The organism is Bifidobacterium hominis (assembly GCF_040095915.1).
Lineage (GTDB): Bacteria > Actinomycetota > Actinomycetes > Actinomycetales > Bifidobacteriaceae > Bifidobacterium > Bifidobacterium hominis.
This window is the reverse complement of the sequence record NZ_JBBMFR010000003.1, coordinates 19,812-44,036: the sequence shown is the minus strand read 5'-3', so window position 1 is coordinate 44,036 and position 24,225 is coordinate 19,812. Positions and strand designations below refer to the sequence as shown.

Annotated in this window: 21 protein-coding genes and 3 tRNA genes; 13 read left to right on the top strand and 11 right to left on the bottom strand. The window is 55.4% G+C overall.

Features of this window, described 5'->3' with window-relative positions; genetic code table 11:
• Positions 1 to 23: 23 nt before the first annotated feature.
• The gene (locus WMO36_RS03055; protein WP_435374485.1) at positions 24 to 800 is read right to left on the bottom strand and encodes a YgjP family zinc-dependent metalloprotease; all 777 of its coding nucleotides are present in this window, start codon (positions 798 to 800) and stop codon (positions 24 to 26) included.
• 102 nt (positions 801 to 902) lie between these two features.
• On the opposite strand from WMO36_RS03055, the gene WMO36_RS03050 reads away from it, so the two are divergent.
• The 3 genes from WMO36_RS03050 (at position 903) to WMO36_RS03040 (ending at position 1,162) form a co-directional block, all read left to right on the top strand.
• Positions 903 to 976 (top strand) — tRNA-Ile (locus tag WMO36_RS03050).
• Positions 977 to 1,015: 39 nt separating this feature from the next.
• A tRNA-Ala gene (locus WMO36_RS03045) sits at positions 1,016 to 1,088 on the top strand.
• Position 1,089: 1 nt separating this feature from the next.
• Positions 1,090 to 1,162, top strand: a tRNA-Ala gene (locus WMO36_RS03040).
• A gap of 328 nt (positions 1,163 to 1,490) precedes the next feature.
• On the opposite strand, the gene WMO36_RS03035 is transcribed toward WMO36_RS03040, so the two are convergent.
• A complete protein-coding gene (locus tag WMO36_RS03035) occupies positions 1,491 to 1,994 on the bottom strand; it encodes an MscL family protein (protein WP_349076733.1) in 504 nt (167 codons plus the stop codon).
• A gap of 240 nt (positions 1,995 to 2,234) precedes the next feature.
• On the opposite strand from WMO36_RS03035, the gene gdhA reads away from it, so the two are divergent.
• Positions 2,235 to 3,581 carry an NADP-specific glutamate dehydrogenase gene (gene gdhA / locus WMO36_RS03030; protein WP_349076731.1) on the top strand — a complete coding sequence of 449 codons (1,347 nt, stop codon included), beginning with the start codon at positions 2,235 to 2,237 and terminating at the stop codon, positions 3,579 to 3,581.
• Between the two features lie 522 nt (positions 3,582 to 4,103).
• Here the strand turns inward: gdhA and WMO36_RS03025 are convergent.
• The 7 genes from WMO36_RS03025 to dnaA form a co-directional block, all read right to left on the bottom strand.
• The gene (locus tag WMO36_RS03025; protein WP_099571589.1) at positions 4,104 to 4,643 is read right to left on the bottom strand and encodes a DUF3566 domain-containing protein; all 540 of its coding nucleotides are present in this window, start codon (positions 4,641 to 4,643) and stop codon (positions 4,104 to 4,106) included.
• Positions 4,644 to 4,718: 75 nt separating this feature from the next.
• Positions 4,719 to 7,424 (bottom strand): DNA gyrase subunit A, encoded by a 2,706-nt coding sequence (gyrA, locus tag WMO36_RS03020; RefSeq protein ID WP_099595725.1) that lies wholly within the window; start codon positions 7,422 to 7,424, stop codon positions 4,719 to 4,721.
• Positions 7,425 to 7,477: 53 nt separating this feature from the next.
• Positions 7,478 to 9,592 carry a DNA topoisomerase (ATP-hydrolyzing) subunit B gene (gene gyrB / locus WMO36_RS03015; protein ID WP_410050771.1) on the bottom strand — a complete coding sequence of 705 codons (2,115 nt, stop codon included), beginning with the start codon at positions 9,590 to 9,592 and terminating at the stop codon, positions 7,478 to 7,480.
• A gap of 282 nt (positions 9,593 to 9,874) precedes the next feature.
• Positions 9,875 to 10,360, bottom strand: a complete 486-nt coding sequence (locus tag WMO36_RS03010) for a DciA family protein (RefSeq protein ID WP_099571586.1) — start codon at positions 10,358 to 10,360, stop codon at positions 9,875 to 9,877.
• A complete protein-coding gene (recF, locus tag WMO36_RS03005; RefSeq protein WP_099571585.1) occupies positions 10,360 to 11,562 on the bottom strand; it encodes a DNA replication/repair protein RecF in 1,203 nt (400 codons plus the stop codon). The genes WMO36_RS03010 and recF overlap by 1 nt, the downstream gene beginning before the upstream one ends.
• Positions 11,563 to 11,726: 164 nt before the next feature.
• Positions 11,727 to 12,851, bottom strand: a complete 1,125-nt coding sequence (gene dnaN, locus WMO36_RS03000) for a DNA polymerase III subunit beta (RefSeq protein ID WP_144090113.1) — start codon at positions 12,849 to 12,851, stop codon at positions 11,727 to 11,729.
• A gap of 556 nt (positions 12,852 to 13,407) precedes the next feature.
• Entirely contained in the window at positions 13,408 to 14,883 is a 1,476-nt protein-coding gene (dnaA, locus tag WMO36_RS02995; protein ID WP_099571583.1) for a chromosomal replication initiator protein DnaA, read from the bottom strand.
• A 318-nt stretch (positions 14,884 to 15,201) separates the two neighbouring features.
• Between dnaA and rpmH the strand changes: the two genes are divergently transcribed.
• The 8 genes from rpmH to WMO36_RS02955 all read left to right on the top strand — a co-directional run bounded on the left by rpmH (position 15,202) and on the right by WMO36_RS02955 (position 21,359).
• Complete coding sequence (rpmH, locus tag WMO36_RS02990) at positions 15,202 to 15,336, top strand: 50S ribosomal protein L34 (RefSeq protein ID WP_003807168.1); 135 nt, start codon at positions 15,202 to 15,204, stop codon at positions 15,334 to 15,336.
• A 17-nt stretch (positions 15,337 to 15,353) separates the two neighbouring features.
• Positions 15,354 to 15,716 carry a ribonuclease P protein component gene (rnpA, locus tag WMO36_RS02985; protein ID WP_099595729.1) on the top strand — a complete coding sequence of 121 codons (363 nt, stop codon included), beginning with the start codon at positions 15,354 to 15,356 and terminating at the stop codon, positions 15,714 to 15,716.
• Positions 15,717 to 15,742: 26 nt separating this feature from the next.
• On the top strand, positions 15,743 to 16,048 hold the full coding sequence (yidD, locus tag WMO36_RS02980) for a membrane protein insertion efficiency factor YidD (RefSeq protein WP_004222749.1): 306 nt from the start codon (positions 15,743 to 15,745) through the stop codon (positions 16,046 to 16,048).
• A complete protein-coding gene (gene yidC, locus WMO36_RS02975) occupies positions 16,048 to 17,082 on the top strand; it encodes a membrane protein insertase YidC (RefSeq protein ID WP_302695021.1) in 1,035 nt (344 codons plus the stop codon). The genes yidD and yidC overlap by 1 nt, the downstream gene beginning before the upstream one ends.
• Positions 17,083 to 17,225: 143 nt before the next feature.
• Positions 17,226 to 17,753: a Jag family protein gene (locus WMO36_RS02970; RefSeq protein ID WP_099571581.1), complete on the top strand. Its 528-nt coding sequence runs from the start codon at positions 17,226 to 17,228 to the stop codon at positions 17,751 to 17,753.
• Positions 17,754 to 17,974: 221 nt separating this feature from the next.
• Positions 17,975 to 18,778, top strand: a complete 804-nt coding sequence (locus tag WMO36_RS02965; RefSeq protein ID WP_349076727.1) for a 16S rRNA (guanine(527)-N(7))-methyltransferase RsmG — start codon at positions 17,975 to 17,977, stop codon at positions 18,776 to 18,778.
• Positions 18,779 to 19,056: 278 nt separating this feature from the next.
• The gene (locus tag WMO36_RS02960; protein ID WP_099571671.1) at positions 19,057 to 20,001 is read left to right on the top strand and encodes a ParA family protein; all 945 of its coding nucleotides are present in this window, start codon (positions 19,057 to 19,059) and stop codon (positions 19,999 to 20,001) included.
• A gap of 2 nt (positions 20,002 to 20,003) precedes the next feature.
• Complete coding sequence (locus WMO36_RS02955; protein WP_349076724.1) at positions 20,004 to 21,359, top strand: ParB/RepB/Spo0J family partition protein; 1,356 nt, start codon at positions 20,004 to 20,006, stop codon at positions 21,357 to 21,359.
• 233 nt (positions 21,360 to 21,592) lie between these two features.
• Here WMO36_RS02955 and trxB read toward each other — a convergent pair whose 3' ends face one another.
• Together trxB and WMO36_RS02945 are read right to left on the bottom strand one after the other, a co-directional pair.
• On the bottom strand, positions 21,593 to 22,528 hold the full coding sequence (gene trxB / locus WMO36_RS02950) for a thioredoxin-disulfide reductase (RefSeq protein ID WP_099571670.1): 936 nt from the start codon (positions 22,526 to 22,528) through the stop codon (positions 21,593 to 21,595).
• 291 nt (positions 22,529 to 22,819) lie between these two features.
• Positions 22,820 to 22,942, bottom strand: coding sequence for a hypothetical protein (locus WMO36_RS02945; protein ID WP_260805169.1), 123 nt, complete (start codon positions 22,940 to 22,942; stop codon positions 22,820 to 22,822).
• A 552-nt stretch (positions 22,943 to 23,494) separates the two neighbouring features.
• On the opposite strand from WMO36_RS02945, the gene WMO36_RS02940 reads away from it, so the two are divergent.
• Positions 23,495 to 24,130, top strand: coding sequence for a 5' nucleotidase, NT5C type (locus tag WMO36_RS02940; RefSeq protein ID WP_099571577.1), 636 nt, complete (start codon positions 23,495 to 23,497; stop codon positions 24,128 to 24,130).
• Positions 24,131 to 24,225: the final 95 nt, after the last annotated feature.

The following is a 24,225-nucleotide window of genomic DNA, read 5'->3' as shown; positions in this document are numbered from 1 at the left end:
CAAACGCAACAGCATCGCAAGCGTCACAACACAACATGACGGTTCAGCTCCCGCCGCAATTGCCTCCATTGCGGCAAATATGCGCTCATACGCCGCTGAAAGCCCTCTCCGTGCCCGTTTTCCCACAGGTGCGTCATTTCATGCACAAGCACGTATTCCAGGAATCTGGGGTCCATAAGACCGAGTTGCAGGTTGAGTCGGATGCGGCCGGTTTTCGGCGTGCACGATCCCCACCTCGACGTCATGATGCGCAGTGTGACATGCGTTGGCTCGCGACCGATAATCGGCGACCATTTCGCAAGCAGAGCCGGCAGTTGCGCATTGATGGCCTGTACGGCCCGTTCCTTCGCCGCGTCGCTCCACACGAAAGCGCGCGGATTATTCAAGCTATTGGGATCGCCTGGATTGTTTCGATCGCCCACGTCGCCCGAATTTTCCAGGCCATTCAGATTTTCCGGACCATTCGAACCATTCACACCGTCCAAACCATTGAAATCGCTTTGACGGATCTGTTCATCCTTGGCTTGCAGCATGGTGCGTCGCGCACGTTCGATCCACGGTTTGCGTTCCGTCACGAATCGTGCGATTGCCGCTTGTGACATGCAAGAAGGTGCGGAGATGACGATTTGCGCGTTCGGCGGTTTGATGCGCAAATACATGTTTTTGATGAACTTGCGCATGATGATCACCGTCATTCCAGCGATTTGCGTGGTTTCTTCGGATAGCGTGCGATTACGATTGCGCGCTCCCCTACTGGCTCTCCCACTGTTGTTACGCTGGCTACGATGATTGTTCGGCATGTCTGCATTATGTCACGACACGCCGAAGACGCACCGGATTTTGACTTTCGCTGATTATCACGTATTATTTCAATTCGTTGTGCTTAACAGTGCAGCAGAAACGGGCCCGTAGCTCAGGTGGTTAGAGCGCATCCCTGATAAGGATGAGGTCGGAGGTTCAAGTCCTCCCGGGCCCACAGTGATTAAGAGCGGCGCGGCCGCTTTTTTTCAACTATGGGGCTATAGCGCAGCTGGTAGCGCATCTGCTTTGCAAGCAGAGGGTCGCCGGTTCGAACCCGGCTAGCTCCACGGGGCTATGGCGCAGCTGGTAGCGCATCTCCATGGCATGGAGAGGGTCAGGGGTTCGAATCCCCTTAGCTCCACAGGCAGGGTTTCCGGTGATTTCCGGAAACCCTTTTTTCATACCCAAATCCAAAATCCAAAATCCAAACCCGCATCCCAATTCCTCCAGTCACTGGAGAAAACTAGACGCAACCAGACATCCCACAGTCCAGATTCCCCCAGTCACTGGAACAAATGACCCGTTGAGGCACCTTCCAGAGTCCGTATTATTCCAGCGCATGGAAGAATTACCCCGCTGAAAGACCATTGCAAAAAGCCGTCTCAGACGGGACTTGCGTCACCGCTTGAAACGGCCTCGGATTATTGATTATTACGATTGCTGACGATACTTACGATTGCTGACGATGACTACCGCACTACGTCCGCGCCGGCAACCGTGCCAGAATCGTTCGGCACGTTCTGTGCATCCTGTGCATTCTGCTTGGCAAGTTCGTCGCGGATTTGCTGCAACAGCAGGATCGTTTGCTCTTCGGTGGAGATTTCCGGCTCTTTGGCGGCTTCCTCCTCGGCTTTGCTCCGTTCTTCCGAAAGCTTGGTTTTGGCGAGCAACGCCTCGGTCACATCACGGAATTTGTTGATCGGCACGAGAATGCAGAAATACACGGCCGCCGCGATAATCAGGAAATTCAATATCGCGCCAAGTACCGCGCCAAACGAAACCGTCGCATTATTGAATGTAATTGCCAGCAGACCACCCATATTCGGTTTGCCGAAAATCATGGCGATGAACGGATTAATCACGTTGTTGACGATCGAATTAACCACCGTGGTGACGGCACCGCCCATGACGACACCGACCGCCATGTCGATCATGTTGCCGCGTGCAATGAATTTCTTGAATCCTTCAATCATGATGATTCTCCCAGTATGTGAGATTACGAGATGCTGTTACGGACGTACTCTCTCCCACGTTTTCCGCATTTCCATCCTATAGTCAACACAAGGCATGGCAATCCGTAAAAAGAGGCAAGTCCGGAACCAACGCTCGCCAAAAGCGTCTCCAAATCCTGAACAAGGTCTTGTGCTGCCCATATTCGTGCACATAGAATGAGGCCGTCTATTGATAACCTAACTATCCCGAAGGGGAAGAATATGCTCACTGATGAGTACGTCAAGCGCGTGTACGCGCAGGTGGAAAAGCGCGACGGCGACCAGCCGGAATTCCTGCAGGCCGTTCGCGAGGTTTTCGAAAGCCTCGAACCGGTGGTCGCGAAGCATCCGGAATATGAGAAGGCGGGCGTGCTCGAACGCATCGTCGAGCCGGAACGTGTGGTGAAGTTCCGCGTCGCATGGACCGACGATGAGGGTAAGGTGCAGGTCAACCGCGGTTACCGCATCCAGTTCAACTCCGCAATCGGCCCGTACAAGGGCGGCCTGCGCTTCCACCCGAGCGTGAACGAGGGCGTCATCAAGTTCCTCGGCTTCGAGCAGATTCTGAAGAACTCCCTGACCAGCCTGCCGATGGGCGGCGGCAAGGGCGGCTCCGACTTCGACCCGAAGGGCAAGTCCGACGCCGAAGTCATGCGTTTCTGTCAGGCCTTCATGACGGAACTGTGCCGTCATATCGGCCAGTTCACCGACGTTCCGGCCGGCGACATCAACGTGGGCGGCCGCGAGATCGGCTACCTGTTCGGCCAGTACAAGCGCATTCGTGACGAGTATTCCGGCGTGCTCACCGGCAAGGGCCTCGAATTTGGCGGTTCTCTGGCTCGCACTGAGGCCACCGGTTACGGCCTGTGCTACTACACCGCCGAGGCAATGCGCGTGCTGCGCAGTGACTCCTTCGAAGGCAAGACCGTGGTCATTTCCGGCTCCGGCAACGTGGCCATCTTCGCCACCGAGAAGGCTCAGGCCCTCGGCGCGAAGGTTGTGACCGCCTCCGATTCCAACGGCTACATCTACGATCCGAACGGCATTCAGCTTGACGTGGTCAAGGACATCAAGCTGGGCCATCGCGGCCGCATCAAGGAATATGCAGAGCGTGTGCCGGGCTCCGAGTACCACGAGGGCTGCAAGGGCGTGTGGACCGTTCCGTGCGACATCGCCCTGCCGTGCGCCACCCAGAACGAGATCGACGAGGAGTCCGCCAAGGCCCTTATCGCCAACGGCTGCACCGTGGTGTGCGAAGGCGCCAACATGCCGTCCACTCCGGAGGCAATCGCCGTCTACCAGTCCAACAACGTGCTCTACGGCCCCGCTAAGGCCGCGAACGCGGGCGGCGTGGCAGTTTCCGGCCTTGAGATGAGCCAGAACTCCTACCGCCTTTCCTGGACCTTCGAAGAGGTTGACGGCAAGCTCAAGTCCATCATGGAGAACATTGTTGCCAACTCCCTGGAAGCCGCCAAGGAATACGGCCACGAGGGTGATCTGATGCTCGGCGCCAACGCGGCCGGCTTCGTCAAGGTCGCCAACGCGATGGTCGCCCAGGGCGTGCTGTGATCTAGTCGATTTAGCCAATACGGCTGATTATCGGGAAGAAATTGAGGGTCTGTCTGGTTTATTCCAGGCAGACCCTCTTTTAGTATTTCAACACGTATTTCAGCGCACCCAATCTAGTTTCAATCATATCTGAAACAACCACTCAAAAAACATGATAGTTTTAGCTATCACCGCAACTTCCTCTCATACAGCTCCGCTATCTCGCTTATATATGGCAGATTTGAGAGTTCGTACGGTGATATTTCGCCTATATATGGCAGCCTTGGTAGGCAAAACGACCCAAAACATACCCCCGAACTGGCTTTTTCGCAAGTTGATCTGCCATATATAAGCGAGATGTCACCGGTCAGAGGACGAAATCTGCCATAGATAGGGCAGATATGGGCAGGGGAGAGACGCAAGAGAGACTGTTTTGGCAAATACGAAGGCGGTCTGTGCCGTGATTGGAATCACGATACAGACCGCCTTGTTGCGCTTGAACTCACTATCGCCGCTCGCTGCTGTTAACAGCCCGCAGAGCTATTAATCGTCGCCAAGCGTGACGTGGATGCCGCCGACGAGGGTGCTCACCACGTTGTACAGCAGCGTGAGAATCACCACGAGCACGGTGATCAGCACCACTTCCACAATGGAGAAGATGGTGACGGCACTCAGAACGGTGCTCAGCGAGAACACGTTCGTCAAATCAAATCCGCCGGCATCCAAGCCCGTGGAGGACACGATCTGCGTAACCTGGTCGAACACGCCAACCACGTTCAGCATGCCCCACAGAATAGCTGCCGCAACGATCTGAATAATTCCTCCCGCGATGGAAAGCATGAACGCCACCTTAGCGGCCGACCATGCGTCGATACGCGTCAGAGACAGGCTCATACGGCGTGCGCGCGGAGTACCGCCACGACGCTTCTCACGAACCTTCACGCCGCCGGAAGCGGGGGAGGAGACACCCTCATGTGCCTGAACCTGATCCTCACCAATCAGCGGCTGGCTGGAAGCGGAACGTGCCACGCGCGGTGCATGCCCATCCTCCGGCATTTGCTGTCCTTCGTTGTTCTCGCTCATCGTTGCTCCTTGCAAGATTGTGCCCAGTTCTTAGCTGAGGCTACCAGTTTTCACAGACGATTGTCCGTGCTTCGATCAGGCCTCTACATTCTCGCCATCGCCGGATTCGGCGTTGGTTTCAGCAGGGGCTTCAACTGCAGATTCAGACGATTGTGCAGTACCCTCGTTCACAGTTGCGTCCACGGTTGCATTTTTAGCGTTTTCCGCGGATTCATCATCGTCCTTTTCCTCGTTACGCGCGATGGAGATGATCTCGTCGTTCTTGTCAGGCTTGGCGAACGTCACGCCCTGGGTGGTACGTCCAGTGCGCTTGACCTCGTCGACGTTGGAACGGATGACCTTGCCGGACTTCATGATGGCCATGATCTGGTCATCTTCCTCAACGATCACCGCGCCCACGAGGGAACCACGGCCTTCGGCGAGCTGCACGGCCTTGACACCAAAGCCATTACGGCCCTGCAGGCGGTATTCGCTGATGGCGGTACGCTTGGCGAAGCCTTCGTTGGTGACCACGAACAGATCCTTGTCGGAATCGCCCCAGACCACGTCCATGGCCAGCAGTTCGTCGCCTTCGCGGAACTTCATACCCTGCACGCCGGCAGTCTGGCGTCCCATCGGGCGTAGTTGCTCGTCGTTGGCCTGGAACTTCAGGCTCATGCCCAGCTTCGACACGAGAATGATGTCATCCTCAGCATTGCACAGTGCGGCACCGATCAGCTCGTCGGCGTTCTCGCCGTTTTCGTCGGCCATGAGACGCACTGCGATCAGGCCGCCCTGACGCGGAGAATCGTATTCGGCGAGCGCGGTCTTCTTGACCTTGCCGGAACGAGTGGCGAGCACCAAGTACTTGGCCACTTCGTAGTTCGGAATCGACAGCACGGTCTGGATCGTCTCGTCAGGGCCGAACTGCAGCAGGTTGGCCACATGCTGTCCCTTGGAATCGCGCGATCCCTCCGGCAGCTCGTAAGCCTTCAAACGGTACACGCGTCCCTTGTTGGTGAAGAACAGCAGCCAGTTGTGAGTGCTTGTCAGGAAGAAGTGGTCGACCACGTCGTCCTCACGCAGCTTGGCTCCCTTGATGCCCTTGCCACCACGGTGCTGCGCACGGTATTCGTCGGCCTTGGTGCGCTTGATGAAACCGGAGTGGGTGACGGTCACGACCACGTTTTCTTCCGCAATCAGATCTTCGACGTTCATTTCACCGGAGTACGGCAGGATCTTGGTCCGACGTTCGTCGCCATACTTGGACACGATTTCGTCAAGCTCGTCGCCCACGATTTTGCGTTGACGCTCCGGCTTGGCAAGAATGTCGTTGTAGTCGGCGATACGACGCATCAGCTCGTTGTGTTCGTCAAGAATCTTCTGGCGTTCCAATGCAGCCAGTCGGCGCAGCTGCATGGCCAGAATGGCGTCGGCCTGCACTTCGTCCACGTCCAGCAGGTCCATAAGGCCCGTACGTGCGACTTCCGCGGATTCGGACGCACGAATAAGCGCGATGACCTCGTCGATCATATCGAGGGCCTTCAGATAGCCCTGCAGAATATGGTCGCGCTCTTCTGCCTCACGCTTGAGGTAGGCGGTACGGCGTGCGATGACTTCCAGCTGGTGGCCCACCCAATGGCGGATGAACGCGTCCAGAGACAGCGTGCGTGGCACGCCATCGACCAATGCCAGCATGTTGGCGCCGAAGGTCTGTTGCAGCTGGGAATGCTTGTACAGGTTGTTGAGCACAACCTTCGGCACGGCATCGCGCTTGAGCACGAGCACGAGACGCTGTCCGGTACGGCCGGAGGTTTCGTCACGCATGTCTGCGATGCCTTGGATCTTGCCGTCACGCACCGCTTCGCGGATGGAAACGACCAGTCGGTCCGGGTTCACCTGATACGGCAGTTCGGTGATCACGAGGCACATACGGCCCTTGATCTCTTCGGTGTTCACCACCGCGCGCATGGTGATCAAACCACGGCCGGTACGGTAGGCCTGTTCGATGCCCTTGTGTCCGAGAATCGTTGCGCCAGTAGGGAAGTCCGGCCCTTTGATGATGCGGATCAGGTTTTCGAGCAGCTCTTCGCGGCTTGCGTCCGGGTGGTCAAGCGCCCAATGCACACCTTCGGCCACTTCGCGCATGTTGTGCGGAGGAATGTTGGTGGCCATACCCACGGCAATGCCAGACGAACCATTGCACAACAGGTTCGGGAATCGTGCCGGAAGCACGGTCGGCTCCTGTGTCTTGCCATCGTAGTTCGGCAGGAAATCGACGGTGTCTTTGTCGATGTCGCGCACCATTTCCATGGCGAGCGGAGCCATACGGCATTCGGTGTAACGCATTGCTGCGGCTGGATCGTCGCCGGGGGAGCCGAAGTTGCCTTGGCCGTCGACCAGCGTGTAACGCATCGACCACGACTGTGCCATACGCACCAACGTGTCGTAGATCGCGGAATCGCCGTGCGGATGGTACTTACCCATGACCTCGCCGACCACGCGGGCGCACTTGGAGTAACCGCGGTCGGGACGGTAGCCGCCGTCGTACATCGCGTAGATCACACGGCGATGCACAGGCTTCATGCCGTCGCGCACGTCCGGGAGCGCACGGTCCACGATCACGGACATGGCGTATGCCAGGTAGGAATCGCGCATTTCCTGCTGCAGATCCTTCTTCTGGATACGTTCGCCCACCATCAGGCCGTAATCGGTGTTGTCGGCCTCCTGCGGGCTCAACGGCTCCATGGAGCCGTCAGGCACGAACTGGCCGTCTTCGTTGCTGTTGTTTTCGTCTGCCAACTTCTAAGTCCTTCTAAATCCTTATGAAACCTTGCCTGAAGTCCTTGAAATTCCTACGCGTCGATCCAGCTGACGTTGCGTGCGTTGCGCTGGATGAATAGGCGGCGAGGTTCGACTTCGTCGCCCATGAGCATGGAGAAGGTTTCGTCGGCTGCGGCCGCGTCTTCGATCTGCACCTGCTTCAGAATGCGGTGGTCAGGATCCATGGTGGTTTCCCACAGTTCCTGGTAGCTCATTTCACCCAGACCCTTGTAACGCTGGATGCCTTCGCCCTTCGGCAGCTGACGGCCGGCGGCCTTGCCTTCGGCGAGCACGCGGTCTCGTTCGGCGTCGGTATACACGAAGTCGTGCGCACCCTTGGTCCACTTGAGTCGGTACAGCGGCGGCATGGCCACATACACGTAACCGGCGGTGATCATCGGGCGCATGTAACGGAAGAACAGCGTCAGATTCAGGGTTGCGATATGCGCGCCGTCCACATCGGCATCGGCCATGATGATGACCTTGTGGTAGCGGACTTTGTTCAGGTCGAAATCCTCGCCGTAACCGCCGCCGACCGCAGTGATCAGCGATTCGATGGTTTCGGACTTCATCATGCGGTCAAGGCTTGCACGCTCAGTGTTGAGGATTTTGCCTCGCAGCGGCAGAATGGCCTGCGTGATCGGGTTGCGTCCCTGAATTGCGGAGCCGCCTGCGGAGTCACCCTCCACGATGAACAGTTCGCACTCTTCAGGATTGTTGGACTGGCAATCCTTCAGTTTGTCTGGCATGCCCGCGGATTCGAAGATTGACTTACGGCGGGTATTCTCACGTGCCTTCTTGGCTGCAAGACGCGCACGGGAGGCTTCAATGGCCTTCTGGATGATGTTCTTGGCTTCGCTGGGATGCGCATCGAACCAGTCGCCGAGCTTGTCGGTCATCACGCGCTGTACGAAGGTTTTCGCTTCGGAATTGCCGAGCTTGGTCTTGGTCTGGCCTTCGAACTGCGGGGTGGTGAGCTTCACCGACACCACTGCGGTCAGGCCTTCGCGCACGTCGTCGCCGGAAAGGTTCTCGTCCTTGTCTTTGAGGATGTTCTTTTCACGTGCGTAACGATTGACGAGCGAAGTCAGAGCCGCACGGAAGCCTTCTTCGTGGGTGCCGCCTTCGGTGGTTGAGATGGTGTTGGCGAAGGTGTGCACCGCTTCGGAGTATGCGGTGGTCCACTGCATGGCGATTTCCGCGGAAATGCCGATTTTCAGATCTTCCGCTTCGAAATCGATGACATCCGGTTCGACCGGGGTTGCCTTGCGGGACTTCACCAAGTAATCGACGTAATCCTTGATGCCGTCGTTGTACTGGTAGGTGACTGTCTGATGCTTCTCGGCATTGTCGTTACCGTCGCCTGCGACTTCGTCTCCTGCCTGGTCCGGCTCGCGCAGATCGGTTAGGGACAGCTTCAGGCCCTTGTTCAGGAATGCCATCTGCTGGAAACGGTTACGCAGAATCTCGAAATCGTAGGTGGTGGTTTCGAAGATGGCGCCGTCGGCCCAGAAGGTCACGGAAGTGCCGGTGGATTCGTCTTCGCCCATCGGTTCGCCTTTGAGCAGACGCGAGGTCGGCTTCTGGTTGATGTAGGTCTGGGTCCAGTGGAAACCCTGGCGGCGCACTTCGATGTCGACGCGGGTCGACAACGCGTTCACCACGGAAATACCCACACCGTGCAGACCGCCGGAGACCGCGTAGCCGCCGCCACCGAACTTGCCGCCTGCGTGCAGCTTGGTCATCACGGTTTCCACACCGGAAACACCTTCGCCCGGCACTTCGTCGACCGGAATGCCTCGTCCGTCATCGACCACGCGCACGCCGCCGTCCGGCAGAATCGTCACTTCGATATGCGAGGCATAGCCCGCCAGCGCCTCGTCGACGGAGTTGTCGACGATTTCATACACCAGGTGATGCAGGCCACGGGGGCCGGTGGAGCCGATGTACATGCCCGGGCGGATTCGCACCGCCTCAAGGCCTTCCAGCACTCTCAGATCAGACGCGTCGTAATGCTCCGGAGCCAAGGTGTCGTCGAGCTGCGCATCTTCGAGCTGATCGTTTTGGATCTGATCTTCCTGCGTGTTTTCAGCTGATTCGTTCAGCGAATCCGCATCAAGGTCTGCCACAGAGATTCCTTCCTGCATTTTTCCCGCCAATGAGGGTCATTCACGCAGGTGATACCACCTAGAACGCAAATAAAGGCCCCTTCTAGGCGTTTACATACACTGCTTGATATTCTACTCATGCAGGGGGACAGCGCGCCAGAGGCATTTATCCTTGAAATTCAGCCGTTTACCCCTGTTTTTCGCGTTCGGAAAAGTATTTTCCAGCCCTCGCAAAGGTCATCTCCGGGGACATATTCGACGAACGGCCGATCGCAAACCAACTATCACACCGATATCACACCAATATCGCGTGATATTTCGCTAATATCGGGTCCTTCTGGCCATTCGCCCTCGGCTGAATCCCTGTTGCTGGGGGCCGGTGACGCGCACTTCGTTGATGGTCAGGCCCTCGAGTCTCCTGCGAATGGTGTCGGTCAGCAGCGGAATCATGTACGTCATGGTGGTGGTCCATGCGGGGCTGTCGCATCGGATCGTCAGAATGCCGTCGCGCAGGTCGACGGGGTAGGAGTGGCGTGCGTTTTCGTCACCGACCACCTGGTCCCAATGATTCTGCATCTGCGCGATTTTCAAATGCGGCGTCCACGAACCTTGCGTTGCGATCACGTTGAAGATATTGCCGACCGTCTGCGGGTCGCGTCCGGGTTTGCCGAAATTCTCCCATGCCTGCCGCGCACGTTCCTCACGTTCCTTGTAACGTCCGGCGCGTTTGCTGATGCGTTCGAACACTTCGGCGGGCAACTTGCGTTGGTCGAGATGCAATGTTTCGCAGATTGGAGGATTAGGCATCAGCGGTCAGTCTCCCTTCTTGCCGCAAGCTGCGCCATCATCGCCGCCAAATCGGCATCGCCGCCATCTTGCGATTGCCGACGCAACGCGGACACGTCAATTACATGCGCGTGCACGACGTCCGTTTGCGGAATGTCGCTTGCCGCAGCGACGGTGATCAGCACTTGATCCTGCCTCATCGCGAAATCGAGGATCTGTCCACGACGGGATTCGTCAAGCTGTGCGAACACATCATCGAGAATCACGATCGGCTTGCTTTCGAATTGTGCGGAAACCGCTTCATATAGCGCCATTTTCAACGCCAAAGCCATGGTCCACATCTCGCCGTTGGACGCGAATTCACGGGCGGGCATGTCGTTGAGCAGCAAGGTCAGGTCATCGCGATGCGGGCCAATCAGATTCTGCCCGCGTGCCACTTCGCCCGGGTAGATGCGCTGGAAATGACGGCTGATTTCCGCGCCCGGATCGTCGAACAGCATCACTTCGTCGAAGGATGGCTCGTATGCGAGCGCCGCCCGCTCGCCGTCGCCTGCCAAAGACGCGTAGATTCGCGCGAAAGGCTCCCCTAAGCGTGCGATTACATCGTTGCGTTCCTGTGTCAGTCTCATGCCGAGATCGATGAATTGTCCTGTCCAGATTTCCAACCCGCTTAAGACCGTCTGCTGGCTGTATTGCAAATCGGTATTCGTGCCGTCGCCGAGTTGTTTGAGCAGTGCCGTGCGTTGTTTCGCCACGTGCGTGAATTGTTGCAGCAGCTGCGCGTAGTGGGGGAGCAGCAGGGAAGCGGCCTGGTTGATGAAGTTACGTCGGGTTGCTGGGTCGCCTGCTACCAAACGCTGATCTTCGGGGGTAAAGGAGACGGAGGGCGTGCGCCCGATGAGATCGCGCATGTATTGCGATTTTCCGCCATCGATTCGCGCCCGATTCGCACCTCGCGCCACGATGGTCGCTTCATAGGTGTGTTGCGTTTCGTCGTCTTCCACATTGGCTCGGATGGTGGCCGAAGCGCACCCTTTTTCGATTAGCGGCAATGATGATGACGTGCGATGGCTTGATCCCGTGGAAAGCACTTCGACGGCTTCCACAATATTGGTTTTGCCGAGTCCGTTGGCTCCTTGCAGAATGTTGATTCCCGGTTCGAAGTCGAGCACGCAATGTTCCCAAGAACGGTAGTGGTCGAGCGCTAGGCGGGAAATATACATTCACAATCCTTGAGAATAAAGCAAATTTCTTACGTGGACAGTCGCAATTATTTACGAATATGATTGTTCATGAATATTCATGCAAACGGGCTGAACCGGCAGTAATAGCCATGTTCAGCCCTGTTTTTGCGATGCACCCACGTTTTGTGCGGAGCGGTTTATGTTCAGCTGTTGAAACGCATGGGCACAAGCAGGTAACGGTAGTCCATGGATTCCTCGGAATCCGACTCCTGCTGGCCGTTGAATTCCACAGGCTTGACAGCGGTGGTCATCTTCATGCGCACGAACGGTTCCGCGATGGCGCTCAGGCCTTCGATCAGGTAGGTCGGGTTGAAGGCCACGGTGATGTCTTCTCCATCCATGTCGATGTCGAGGATTTCCTTGGCTTGGGCTTCGTCCGCGGTTCCTGCGGTCAACGTGAGTTCCTGGCTGGTGAAGGCCATGCGGATCGGTGCGTTGCGCTCGGCGACGAGAGAGACGCGCTTGATGGCACTAATGAGATCCTGCTTGTTGATGACCGCATGAATCGGGTATTCGTCGGCATACAGGCGGTCGACCGCGGGGAATTCGCCGTCGATCAGCTGCGAGGTAGACACGCGTCCGGCGTTCTCGAAGCCCAGCAGCGACGGATTCTCCGTGTCGAAGTCCACAACGATGTTCTGGTGCTCATCCAGAGAGCGTGCCACGTCGCGCAGCAGTGCGCCGCGAACGAGTGCGGTGGCGTTTGTGTCCGGGTTTTCCGGCGTCCACGTAAAGCTCGAACGAGACAGACGGAAACGGTCGGTGGAGCTCATGATCACCTTGTCGCCTTGGAACTGCACGCGGATGCCGGTGAGTACGGGGCGATTCTCCTCGCGGGAAACGGCAACGGACGCCTGGGTGACGGCCTGGGTAAAGGTTTGCGCGTCCACTTGGCCCAGTTTGGCCGGAATTACCGGAAGATCCGGATATTCGGCATCTGGCATGAGCTGCATGGTGAAAGTGGACTTGCCGGAGGTGATGGTCATGGTCGATCCATCGGTGGAAAGATAGGTTTTCGCAGCAGGAAGAGACTTGGTAATATCCGCCAGCAGCTTGCCGAGCACCAAAACGGATCCGGCTTCATCGATGCCTGCTTCAATGTGGTGGCGGGCGGAAATGGCGTAATTGAAGGCGGAAAGCTGGAGAGTGCCGTCGATGGCCTCCAAACGGACGCCTGCCAAAATGGGGGATGCAGGACGAGCGTCGATCACGCGGGTGGTCCAGGCTACTGCGTCGGCCAGCGCTTGGGAATTGACTTCAACTTTCATGGCTAATTTCCTCGTTTCATTCGGTCCATAAGTCATTTTAGCGAGCTGTCAGAGTTTTGACGAAGCGTGGGGAATTCCCCACTTATGGTGACGATGATGATTTTCTTATAACAATCTATATTCGTCATAATAAGGCCTGTGGATAATGTGGGTAAGTGCACAGACCCCACATTTTGCAAGGGCTCAATGCACCTCACTCCCTGTGGATAACTTTTGAATGGAGTGTGGACAAATCAATGGGTTATCCACAGGGTCGGAGATTCGGAAAAGTTATCCACAAAAGCCTGTGTATAGTCCACAACTCATCCACCGCCAATTTTTGCGTTTCCAACGGCTTTTCCACCGAGAAATCCCTAATTTGTGTATAACTATGTGGATAACTTCAATAAAAATCTTCCACAGCCCGGCGTGTCAGCCCGGTCGGTAAAGTAACTGGTAAAGGTTTTACTAATATTCATACTTAGAGCCTGAAATGCGCCTAAAAAGGCGGAAAAGGCCAAAATCGTTTTTGAGGCGTCCAAAAACACACGTAAACGCGCGAGGTCGCGGAAAAACGCTATTTCTCGCCGGAACGCTGCTTGAGCTGCAGCGTCAACTCCGTCACATAGTTGTAGATTTCCTGCTTTTCCTGCATTTCATCGCTGATACGGGTGTAGGCGTGCATCACCGTGGTGTGGTCCTTGCCTCCAAACACCTGGCCGATGTCGTTCAGACTCATGCTGGTGAGCTCACGCACCAAATACATGGCGATCTGGCGGGCCAGCGCGATTTTCTTCGTGCGAGAACGGCCGACGATGTCATCGAACGTGATGTAGAAGTATTTCGCCACCTGGGTGATGATGTCGGTGGGCTTGATTTCCACATCGGTCGCGAAGAAGTCCTGCAGAGTATGCTCCGCCAGCGCGCGAGTCACCGGCTGTCCGCTCAGGGAAGCCATGGCAGTCACGCGGTTCAGTGCGCCTTCCAGCTCGCGGATGTTCTCGGTGAAACGTTCCGCAATAAGGTTGAGCACGTCGTCCTGAACGTTGGACCCATGGGCGATCATGCGCAGAATGGCGATTCGCGTCTCCAGATCCGGCGGCTTGACGTCAACGGTCAGGCCGGATTCGAAGCGGGAGATCAGGCGTTCGTTGAAGCCCTGCAGATCCTTCGGAGGCACATCGGATGCGATCACAATGCGCTTGTTCGCCTGGTGCAGGGTATTGAACGTATGGAAGAACTGTTCAAGTGTCGCGTCCTTGCCGCTGAGGAATTGAATATCGTCGATCAGCAGCACGTCGACTTCACGGTAGCGACGGTTGAATTCCTTGATTTGGCCGGAATTCTGGTTGGTGTCGCCCAATGCTTCGATGAATTCGTTGGTGAATTCCTCGCTGGTCACGTAACGGACCTTCAGTGAGGGATCCTTGACCAGCGCGTAGTTGCCGATGGCATTCAGCAAGTGGGTTTTGCCCAGGCCGGAGCCGCCATAGATACACAGCGGGTTGAAATCATGGCCGGAACCTTCCGCGACGGCCAATGCGACGGTGCGCGCGAAACGGTTGGAATCGCCAGGAACGAAGGTGTCGAAGGTGGCGTTTTTGTTCAGGTGGGTCTTAGGATCCAGCAAAGGCCTGTTCTGGCCTCGTTGGAAGGTGTTGGGGCGTTCCGGAGGCATGACGACCGGAATGGGAAGCTGGCCCTGCGTGGTTTCCTCAACATGAGGCGCGGGGGTAAAATGGGGGTATTCCTCTACGGCCGGCTGGGCGGGTTCCTTCTTTTCTACGATCTTGAATGCGGGGAAAATGTCCTGTTCGGCGGCCTCGCGCAACGCCTTCAGCAAGGGTTGGCTCAATTCGTTCTGCAACGTCTGCTGCGCGGCCGCGCTGGGCACGCACAACACGATGGTGGGACCCCACATGCCTTCCGGAAAAACATTTTCCAGCCAGCTTTTGTCACGTACGGAAAGCGCGGGATTCTGGTGCAGCAACGCCAGCGCGTCGGACCATACTCCGCGAGCCTGATCGAGAGGATCGGTTGTCGTATCGGCCACGGATTCCCCTTTCTCGACAGACTTCTACCAGTAGTGCAACTGTTTATTTGTACTCTCTTTTCCCCGAGTTATCCACCGGTAAGCGTGTTGAAATAATTGAATTGTGAATAACAGTGATGTAGTTTGTGGATAACTTTTGTGGGGAGTTTGGCGATATACCAACGTTTTTTGTGGATTGTTTTGTGGGGAGAGTCCCCATGAAAATGTGAAGGAATTAGCGGAGGCAGTTACTCTGTTCAGGGGTCAGAGTAATTTGGTAGAGCTTGACTCATGAGGAGCCGTGCCTTGGCATGGCTAAAAACACCGGGAGCATTAATTATGAAGAGGACATTCCAGCCGAACAACCGCCGTCGCCACATGAAGCACGGTTTCCGTCAGCGCATGCGCACCCGCGCAGGCCGCGCTCTGATTAACCGTCGCCGCGCCAAGGGCCGCAAGTCCCTCGCTGCCTGATTTAACGGCATAGAGCGGTGGAACGGCTGAAAAGCCATCGCGATTTTGTCGCGGTGCTCAAACGCCGTCGTAGGGTATCGCGAGAAGACATCGTCGTGCATTATTTGATGCACGACGATGCCATTATTGACGATTCTGCGACGAAGCGGGGCCGACGTGTCGGTTTGGCCGTTTCCAAGGCTGTCGGCAACGCAGTAACGCGTAATGCCGTTAAACGTCGTTTCCGCGTGCTTGCACGAAAGTACGAATCTGCCTTACCTGAATCCTGCGATATCGTGTTGCGTGCAAAGCCAAGTGCTGCACATGCTGATTTTCTATCGTTGGAACAGCAGATCGTAGCATGTTTTGAAGCGGTGAATCGTAAGGCCGTGCGTCAGTAATGAACGCCGGTTGTGACGGAAATTGGATGATTCGCGCCATTCGCTGGTACCAACGTCATATTTCCGCGAATACCGCACCCTGCTGCAGATATTATCCAAGTTGTTCCAATTATGCGATTCAGGCGATTGAACGATTTGGCCGCCTTAAGGGTGGCCTTCTTGCGTTATTGCGCCTTCTTCGCTGCAATCAGTGGAACCGTGGGGGAATTGACGACGTTCCGCAGCTTTATTCCTTGTTTTACAGATGTTCGTGGTCGAAGGCACACGAGGAACCTCGGCTCACGCCTCTGAACGTAGAAAAACCTATAGGCGATAAGGAGACTGGCCTGTAATGAATCAAAATCAATTCCTCCTCGACAGCGGTTTCTGGGGCTGGCTGTATAAGCTCCTGTATCCCGTCGAGTGGCTCATGACGCAGATCATGGCCGTATTCCATAAGTTCCTGGTGATGCTGGGCATGAACGAGATCGGTTTCTCGTGGGTCATGTCCATCGTATTCCTAGTACTTGTGGTCCAGGCATGCGTTTTTCCGCTGTTCTACAAGTCCATGAAGGGTATGCGCAAGATGCAGGCCCAGATGGCCGTCCTGCAGCCAAAGATGCAGCGTATCCAAAACAAATACAAGGGCAAGAACGATCCCGCCAGCAAGGAAGCCATGCAGCGCGAGATGATGAAGCTCTACCAGGACAATGATGCGAACCCGATGGGTGGCTGCACTTCCATGCTCCCTATGTTCGTGCAGGGTCCCGTATTCATGTGCATGTTCTATACGCTGTCAGCCATTCCGTACATCGCACGCGGCAAATTCAGGGACGGACAGGGTCTTGGCGCTTTCGACATCGCCACAGCCAAGCAGTTCACGTCCACCACAGTGTTTGGTGTGAACGTGGCTGATAACTTCACGACCGCCGCTGTGCATGGCAAAGTAGTTATCGCCATCTTCGTTGCATTGATGTGCTTCTGCCTGTGGTTCATGCAGTACAACAGCATGAAGCGTAACATGGCTCAGTCTGCGGCAAACAAGCAGACCGAAATGATGCAGAAGATGATGTTGTGGATGTTCCCGATCATGTACATTGTCTCCGGTATTGCCATGCCGTTCGCTGTGCTGGTGTACTGGCTCACCAACAACATCTGCAATCTGTTGCGTTCCATCTGGCAGATCCACGTCTTCCCGACTCCGGGATCTCCGGCCGCCGAAGCGAAGGAAAAGCGTGATCATGTTCATGAGAACGCCCGCCGAGCCAAGGCCGGTCTGCCATCCCTCGAGGAAGAGGCGCTGCAGAAGGCCAAGGAAGCCGCCGAAGCGAAGGAAAAGAACGGCTACCAGCGTCATCAGCCGAGCCGTAAAAAGAAAAAGAAGTGAGTAAGAGTGTGTCCCGTGTTTCACGTGAAACGCGGGACACACCACTTTTATCAGCGTTTATCGTCGACGTGGTAAACAGTAATTAGACTTTACATAGCAAGACTTTTAGTAATAGAAACCCCGCTCAAAGGAGTACAACCACCATGGCGCAAGATGAGGAAAAGACCATCGATCAGCTCAATGAGGAAGCTGATATCGCTGCCGATTATCTTGAAGGACTGCTCGATATCGTTGATTACGAAGGTGATATCGAAATGGGCGTGCGCAACAATCGTCCTACCGTGCAAATCGTCGCCGATGATGATACGGATATCAAGCATCTCATCGGACGCAACGGCGAGGTTGTCGACGCATTGCAGCAGCTGACGCGACTTGCCGTGCAGCAGAAGACCGGCGAACGTTCCCATCTCATTGTGGACGTCGACGGCTATCTAAAGCGCAAGCGTCAGCGTCTGCATGACATCGCGCTGGACGCCATCGACGAGGTGCACGAGACCGGAGAGCCGGTCGACCTGAAGCCGATGAATTCCTTCGAGCGTAAGATCGTGCATGACGTGGTGCGTGAGGAAGGCATGAAGTCCCGTTCCCACGGCGAGGAGCCACATCGTTACGTTACGGTGTATCTCAAGGCTTCCGCCGCCGAGGAAACCGAAGACGAGGATGAGGCCTGAGTTCGGCTCGTTTCACGTGAAACATGGCGTCACTATTTGGTGGCGCTTTTTTATTGCGATTGGTGAATGACTGCATGCGAGTCGTGCGCTGGATACGTGACGCCTATGTGCGCATGGACTTGCTTACGGTCTGCGTAGGCCGTGCGATATTGCCGGCATTGGTCGGGGAGTAATGGCTGGAATACCAGCAATGAGGAAGAGCAGGATATAGGATGGTGCCCATGAGTGATGTGACAGACGAACTTGATGATTCGCCGATTCTTGAGGAAGTGCTGGGGGATGCGTTGGACAAGCTGCGTGTCTTTCATGCGAAACTTGCCGAAGAAGGCGAACCCCGTGGCTTGATCGGGCCACGAGACGTTGGGATTATTTGGGAACGCCATATTCTGAATTCGGCTGCCATTGTGCCTTTCGTGAGGGAATCCACGGCCAATAAGCAGTTCAAAACGGTTGCCGATATTGGCAGCGGTGGCGGTTTCCCCGGTATCGTTGCGGCCGCATGCCTGCCGGATCACCAGTTCACGCTTGTAGAGCCTATGGAACGGCGTATCGAATGGCTGAACGAGTGCGTGGCGGACATGGAGCTGGAGAATGTTACGGTGGTTCGTGCCAGGGCCAATGAGATGATCGAGGCCATTGTGGGTACGTCTGGCACTCAAGGCGGCAACCATGGCAATGGAAACGCCAGAAACGGCAGAAACAGCAAAGGCGGCAGGAACGGCAGGGGAGCGGTTGCCCGCGGTCCTGTACTGGATTTGGACGGCAAGCCCATTCAGGCAAGGCATCCGTTCGCCGTGGTGACCTGTCGTGCCGTTGCGCCGATGACCAAACTATCCGGGTGGACGTTGCCGTTGCTTGAACGCGGTGGATGTCTGGTCGCATTGAAGGGAAGATCCGCTCAGGAGGAGATCGAAAAAGCCTCCAAGGAGATTGCCAAGTGCGGCGGCGTGCGTCCGCGAGTGGTGAATGCCGAGGTCGGTCCTGGGCTTGAATCAACCCATGTGCTCATGGTGGATAAAAAGTAAGTTATCCACAATTTAGGCGAGTTGTCCACATTATCCACAGCTGGGGAATCGTTGAAATAAACCGCAGAGAAAATGTTGGAATGGCAATAAAATATCTGTGGATAACTTTTTGTGAGTAGCGCAAGTTATCCACTGACTATCCACAGTTATCCACATTTGCGCACAATGGGTGAGATGGGCTGATTCTGTCCACCCAAATGATGAAACTTGAATGTTAAGCATATCGTAAGGAAGGCTGACGTATGACTGGACCTGAAGGACCAGATAACCTGACATCGATGGAATCGGCAACGGAAACCATCAAACGAATTTTCGGAGGATCGGATTCTCCTCTTGGTTCGCAGATCGCCGACGAATCGTCTCGCTATCGCGCCTTGCAGAAGGCCGTTTGCCCAAAGCCGGAGCAGACGCGACTGATTGCGGTCGCTAACCAGAAGGGCGGCGTTGGCAAAACCACGTCTGCGGTGAATCTTTCCGCTGCGTTGGCTCAGTTCGGTTCCAAAGTGCTGCTGATCGATATGGATCCACAGGGCAATGCGTCGACCGCGTTGGGTGCTCCGCATGCGTCGGGAGAGCCGTCGGTATACGACGTGATCGAAGGTAGGAAAACCATTGCCGAAGTCAAGCGTGCCTGCCCTGATTTCGATCTGCTTGATGTGGTACCGGCCTCCATTGATCTGAGTGGTGCCGAGCTGGAAGTCGCCGACATGGAAAATCGCAATGTGCTGCTGAAAACCGCGGTTGACGAGTTTCTTGAGAACAGCGAGGAACACTACGATTACGTGATTATCGATTGCCCTCCAAGCCTTGGACTGCTGGTAATTAATGCCATGTGCGCGGTGCATGAGATGCTGATTCCGATCCAGGCTGAATACTATGCGTTGGAGGGGCTTGGCCAGCTTATCAATACCATCGGGCTGGTGCAGGAACATTTCAATCCGTCACTGCTCGTTTCTACCATGCTGATTACCATGTTCGATAAGCGAACCCTGCTCAGCCGTGAAGTGCATGACGAGGTCAAAAGCCACTATCCGACCATCGTGTTGGACACCACGATTCCACGAACGGTGAAAATATCGGAAGCGCCAAGCTTTAATCAAAGCGTTATCGCCTACGACCCCAAGGGCATGGGTGCAATCTCCTACTGCGAGGCCGCGTTGGAACTCGCACGTCGCTCGCAGACGGTGTTGCAGGCTATCGATGCAAGAAGGAATGAGAACTGATTATGGCTACGAAATCACGTTTAGGCAGGGGTCTCGGCGCGCTGTTTCCGTCTCTTCCAGGAGAGTCGGCAAAGTCGGAAGCTGCCTCTGAGCCGGCTGCTCCTGCTGTAGGGGTGAAGGCTGATAACAAATCGTCCGCGAAAACTTCCGGAAATATGGCTGACAGTGCCGACGTGCCGTCGGTGGGAAAGAACGCAGGCGCTAAAAGCTCCATGGTGACAGCCAAGGCTTCCGTCGATGCCGTCCGCGACATGAAGAAAAACGTTTCACGTGAAATCAAGAAGGGAGGCGTTCATCGTGCCAGCATGCCTTCCATCACGCTGAACGAAGCGGCTCATCCAGCTGACATGTTCTTCGGTGCCACTAGTCCTGTCGCTCCTTCTGCCGATGTGAAGCAGGGGAGTGTTTCACGTGAAACTATAGCGGTAAAAAAGAACGAAGATGCAAAGAACAGCGAACCGGAACTGCTGCCGGTGCAGGGTGGATACTTGGTTGAATTGCGTCTGAGTGACGTCGGACCCAACCTGCATCAGCCGCGTACTATTTTCGACGAGGATGATCTTCGTGAACTTGCCGATTCCATCAAGGAAGTCGGCGTGCTGCAGCCCATTGTCGTACGGAAACGTCCTCTCGCGCAGATTGAGGCCGCGCGCAAGGAGAACGCCGCCAACAATGCCGAGCCGCACAATATGTTCGACGGTCGCATGGATAGCATGTATGAGCTCATCATGGGCGAGCGTCGTTGGCGTGCTTCACAGATCGCAGGTCTGAAAACGATTCCTGCGATCGTCAAAACCACGGCAGACGATGACATGTTGCGTGACGCTCTGCTGGAGAATCTGCATCGCGTTGCGTTGAATCCGCTGGAAGAAGCGGCTGCCTATCAGCAAATGATCGACGATTTCGGTCTGACACAGGCGCAATTGTCGAAATCTGTATCGAAATCACGCCCGCAGATCGCAAATACCTTGCGATTGTTGAATCTGCCTGCAACCGTGCAAAAGAAGGTCTCTTCCGGACTCTTATCGGCAGGTCACGCGCGTGCGCTGCTGGGATTGCCGGCCGAAGCTGATATGGAACAGCTTGCGACGCGCATTATCGCCGAAGGACTGTCTGTTCGCAGCACCGAGGAAATCGTGTCGATGAAGGCCGCCGAATCGGATCAGCCGAAGAAGGTGAAGACCAGCAAACTGAATCCGTGGGCGGGAACGCCAATGCAGGTCGGCCTTGAAAAGAGGTTCGACACGAAGGTGTCCATCAAGGGATCCAAGGAACATGGTCGCATCGAAATCGTGTTCAAATCCGAAGACGACATGAAGCGCATTGTCGACATGCTCATGCCTTCTGCTGAAGAATAGTATTTCTCGAGTTTCTCTGTCTGATCAGTGTGATGTTCGCAGAAGGGCGGCATATTCTATTCACGACACACTCAAGGCTGTTTGACCAAGCTTACAGTCGTGAACAGAATATGCCGCCCTTCCGTTCGTTTTTCCAGTTTTTGCAGGGCATGACCGTGTATCACGGTCACATAACGGTCATTCATACAGTCATGATTGTGAGATGACTGTATGAATGACCGTCATGGGGAGTGCTACTGCTCTAGGTAGGCTTGGGCGTCAAGGGCAGCCCGGCAGCCCATGCCGGCGGCACTGATCGCCTGACGGTAAATACTGTCAACGCAATCGCCTGCTGCAAAAATACCGGCAGTGCTGGTGCGTGTGCTGGCGCCATCCACCTGAATATATCCAGCCGCATCTCGCTGCACAATGCCGTCAATAAAAGTTGTGGCGGGGGAGTGGCCGATCGCTACGAAAATACCGTTTGCGGCAATCGTGCCAATCTCTCCGGTGATGACGTTGCGAATGTTCACGGATTGTGCTCCGTTGTCGTCTCCCAATATTTCCTCCACCACGGAATCTGTGATGATGGTGATTTTCGGATTCTGTTGAGCGCGTTCCACGAGAATCTGCGATGCGCGGAATTCGGAACGACGATGAATCAACGTCACCGACGATCCAAATCGGGAAAGAAAATCAGCTTCAGTGAATGCGCTATCGCCGCCGCCGACCACAATAATCGGCTTATCTCGGAAGAAGAAGCCGTCGCAAGTCGCACAATATGACACGCCCTTGCCGGAATATTCCGCCTCTCCGGGGATGCCGAGCTTGCGGTATTCCGATCCGGTTGCGATGATCAAAGCACGGGTTTCGAAAACGTCTCCCAGATCGACGCGCACGGTTTTCACGCCGGTGGCGTCATCGTTGCTCACGGAAACAACGTCATCCCAAATGATTTCTGCGCCGAACTTCTCCGCTTGGCGTTGCATATTGTCCATGAGTTCCGGTCCCATAACGCCATCGGGGAAGCCTGGGAAATTCTCCACTTCGGTGGTGTTGACGAGCTGCCCGCCTGGGGTCAGCGCGCCCGCGATGACCAGTGGTTTGAATCCAGCTCGGCCCAAATATATGGCTGCGGTATATCCGGCAGGGCCGGACCCGACAATAATCGCATCTCGCAAATCACTCATATTCCCACTGTAGCGAATCGTCAAAACGGACATCCACGCATCTCACGATTTCGCGCATTCCTTTTTCTTATGGCGTATTATCAAGTACCTTCCGAATCGGATCATCTACAGAGTTTCACGTGAAACACGAGTTGTTGTGTGTGGTTATGTGAGGGGCTGTGTGTGCAGTTGCTGGTGGTGGCTGGATTCTTGGCAGTGCTTGAGCGGAACATGAGAAAAGGGCTTGCGCTCCATGCGGAACGCAAGCCCTTTGGTTATTTAAGTGTGACGCCTGCTTGTGCAGGCCTTGGGTCACTTGTTGATGACCTTCTTGAACAGATCGGCGCTAGCCTTGGCGAGTGCGAACTGGCCGAAGCCTGGATCGATGGAAGCGAGGTTGGCGTTGACGATCTGGTTGAAAGTGTTGTTCTTCATGATGTTTCCTTTCGTTCGGCTTGGCGGCGTTCTTGTTTTCTTTTCTTTCCTCTGGCCGCTGCCGTAAGTCTTGTTTATTGTTTCAGCGCGGGTGGCGTTGCCGTTTCCCCGCGTGTGGGGTGCGGTTCCGGTTTTCTCTCCGGTCCCTGCCGCATCGTGTCTCTTTGTTCTGTTGTGCCTTCATTATAGGCAGGTGCAACCGTCAATGTCATGCAACGATCGTTGATTCTTTTGTATTTTCATCGGCTAATCTTGAAATAAACGTAATGATGCTGTGATGAAAGTTGATCGTCGATTGCCGGGCAGTATCGCCGTCGCAAAAAGAAGTGGTGTGATCTTTGAATTTTCTGTCTTTTTATGAAAGTCTCAAAATCGTTCTCCTGTAAGATTTTTGGCAATCTCGTCTTTTTCTATCCCTTTTCTATCTTCCTTACCTGCGGGAGTATTTGCGCTTGTTGCCGACGAATGTCACGGTACATTGATTGATAGCGAGCTGATTGGCGTGGCTATTCGACGGGCTGATCGGCATCAGGCATAAGAAAGGAACGTGATATGGCGACTATTCCTGAACAATACGAGAGTCAGCGCGTGGGCGTGCAGGGATATCGCGTGCTCAATCTCGATTTGGACGGCGTCTGCGCGGATTACAAAGGTGCGATCCGCGATTATCTGCATCGGCAGGGCATTGACGTGCCGGAACGTGCGTTGCGGGCCGCGCACTACAATCTCACCCGCGAGGATGGATGGCCGTTCGACACGCTTGACGATTACATCGAAACGCATAAAGCCGCGGAACGTGAGCATCTGTATGCGACGATGAAGCCGCTTCCGGGGGTAGCGCAGGCGCTGCAACGATTGGCGGGCGAGCACGTGTACATTCGCATCGTCACGCATCGGCTGTTCGTGTCCGGCCAGCATCAGATGGTCGTTTCCGACACCGCGCAATGGTTGGATAGCAATCACATTCCGTACATGAGCCTGTGCTTCACTGGGCTGAAAGACAGTATGCAGGCCACGATCCACATCGACGATTCGCCGGCGAACATCGAAACCCTGCGCGAAGCCGGGCAGCACGTGGTTGTGTTCGATCAGCCGTACAACAGCGCGTACGATGGTCCCCGAATCGACAGCTGGAGCGACGTCAACGTCGAAAAGCTCCTCACCCTCTTCGAACACTGGCCGGAGTAAGTGGTCTGCGCGGCGGATTGTCTGTACAACCCCGGTTGTATGTCTGCACAAGTCGATTTGACCACTAATTTGGGATATGTAGTTGATTGACATCA

What these genes read in the sequence shown, in the direction of transcription:
- WMO36_RS03055 (WP_435374485.1), bottom strand. Translation starts at nt 800, where the DNA reads ATGCCGAACAATCATCGTAGCCAGCGTAACAACAGTGGGAGAGCCAGT.
- WMO36_RS03035 (WP_349076733.1), bottom strand. Translation starts at nt 1,994, where the DNA reads ATGATTGAAGGATTCAAGAAATTCATTGCACGCGGCAACATGATCGAC.
- gdhA (WP_349076731.1), top strand. Translation starts at nt 2,235, where the DNA reads ATGCTCACTGATGAGTACGTCAAGCGCGTGTACGCGCAGGTGGAAAAG.
- WMO36_RS03025 (WP_099571589.1), bottom strand. Translation starts at nt 4,643, where the DNA reads ATGAGCGAGAACAACGAAGGACAGCAAATGCCGGAGGATGGGCATGCA.
- gyrB (WP_410050771.1), bottom strand. Translation starts at nt 9,592, where the DNA reads ATGCAGGAAGGAATCTCTGTGGCAGACCTTGATGCGGATTCGCTGAAC.
- WMO36_RS03010 (WP_099571586.1), bottom strand. Translation starts at nt 10,360, where the DNA reads ATGCCTAATCCTCCAATCTGCGAAACATTGCATCTCGACCAACGCAAG.
- recF (WP_099571585.1), bottom strand. Translation starts at nt 11,562, where the DNA reads ATGTATATTTCCCGCCTAGCGCTCGACCACTACCGTTCTTGGGAACAT.
- dnaN (WP_144090113.1), bottom strand. Translation starts at nt 12,851, where the DNA reads ATGAAAGTTGAAGTCAATTCCCAAGCGCTGGCCGACGCAGTAGCCTGG.
- rpmH (WP_003807168.1), top strand. Translation starts at nt 15,202, where the DNA reads ATGAAGAGGACATTCCAGCCGAACAACCGCCGTCGCCACATGAAGCAC.
- yidD (WP_004222749.1), top strand. Translation starts at nt 15,743, where the DNA reads ATGATTCGCGCCATTCGCTGGTACCAACGTCATATTTCCGCGAATACC.
- yidC (WP_302695021.1), top strand. Translation starts at nt 16,048, where the DNA reads ATGAATCAAAATCAATTCCTCCTCGACAGCGGTTTCTGGGGCTGGCTG.
- WMO36_RS02970 (WP_099571581.1), top strand. Translation starts at nt 17,226, where the DNA reads ATGGCGCAAGATGAGGAAAAGACCATCGATCAGCTCAATGAGGAAGCT.
- WMO36_RS02965 (WP_349076727.1), top strand. Translation starts at nt 17,975, where the DNA reads ATGAGTGATGTGACAGACGAACTTGATGATTCGCCGATTCTTGAGGAA.
- WMO36_RS02960 (WP_099571671.1), top strand. Translation starts at nt 19,057, where the DNA reads ATGGAATCGGCAACGGAAACCATCAAACGAATTTTCGGAGGATCGGAT.
- WMO36_RS02955 (WP_349076724.1), top strand. Translation starts at nt 20,004, where the DNA reads ATGGCTACGAAATCACGTTTAGGCAGGGGTCTCGGCGCGCTGTTTCCG.
- trxB (WP_099571670.1), bottom strand. Translation starts at nt 22,528, where the DNA reads ATGAGTGATTTGCGAGATGCGATTATTGTCGGGTCCGGCCCTGCCGGA.
- WMO36_RS02945 (WP_260805169.1), bottom strand. Translation starts at nt 22,942, where the DNA reads ATGAAGAACAACACTTTCAACCAGATCGTCAACGCCAACCTCGCTTCC.
- WMO36_RS02940 (WP_099571577.1), top strand. Translation starts at nt 23,495, where the DNA reads ATGGCGACTATTCCTGAACAATACGAGAGTCAGCGCGTGGGCGTGCAG.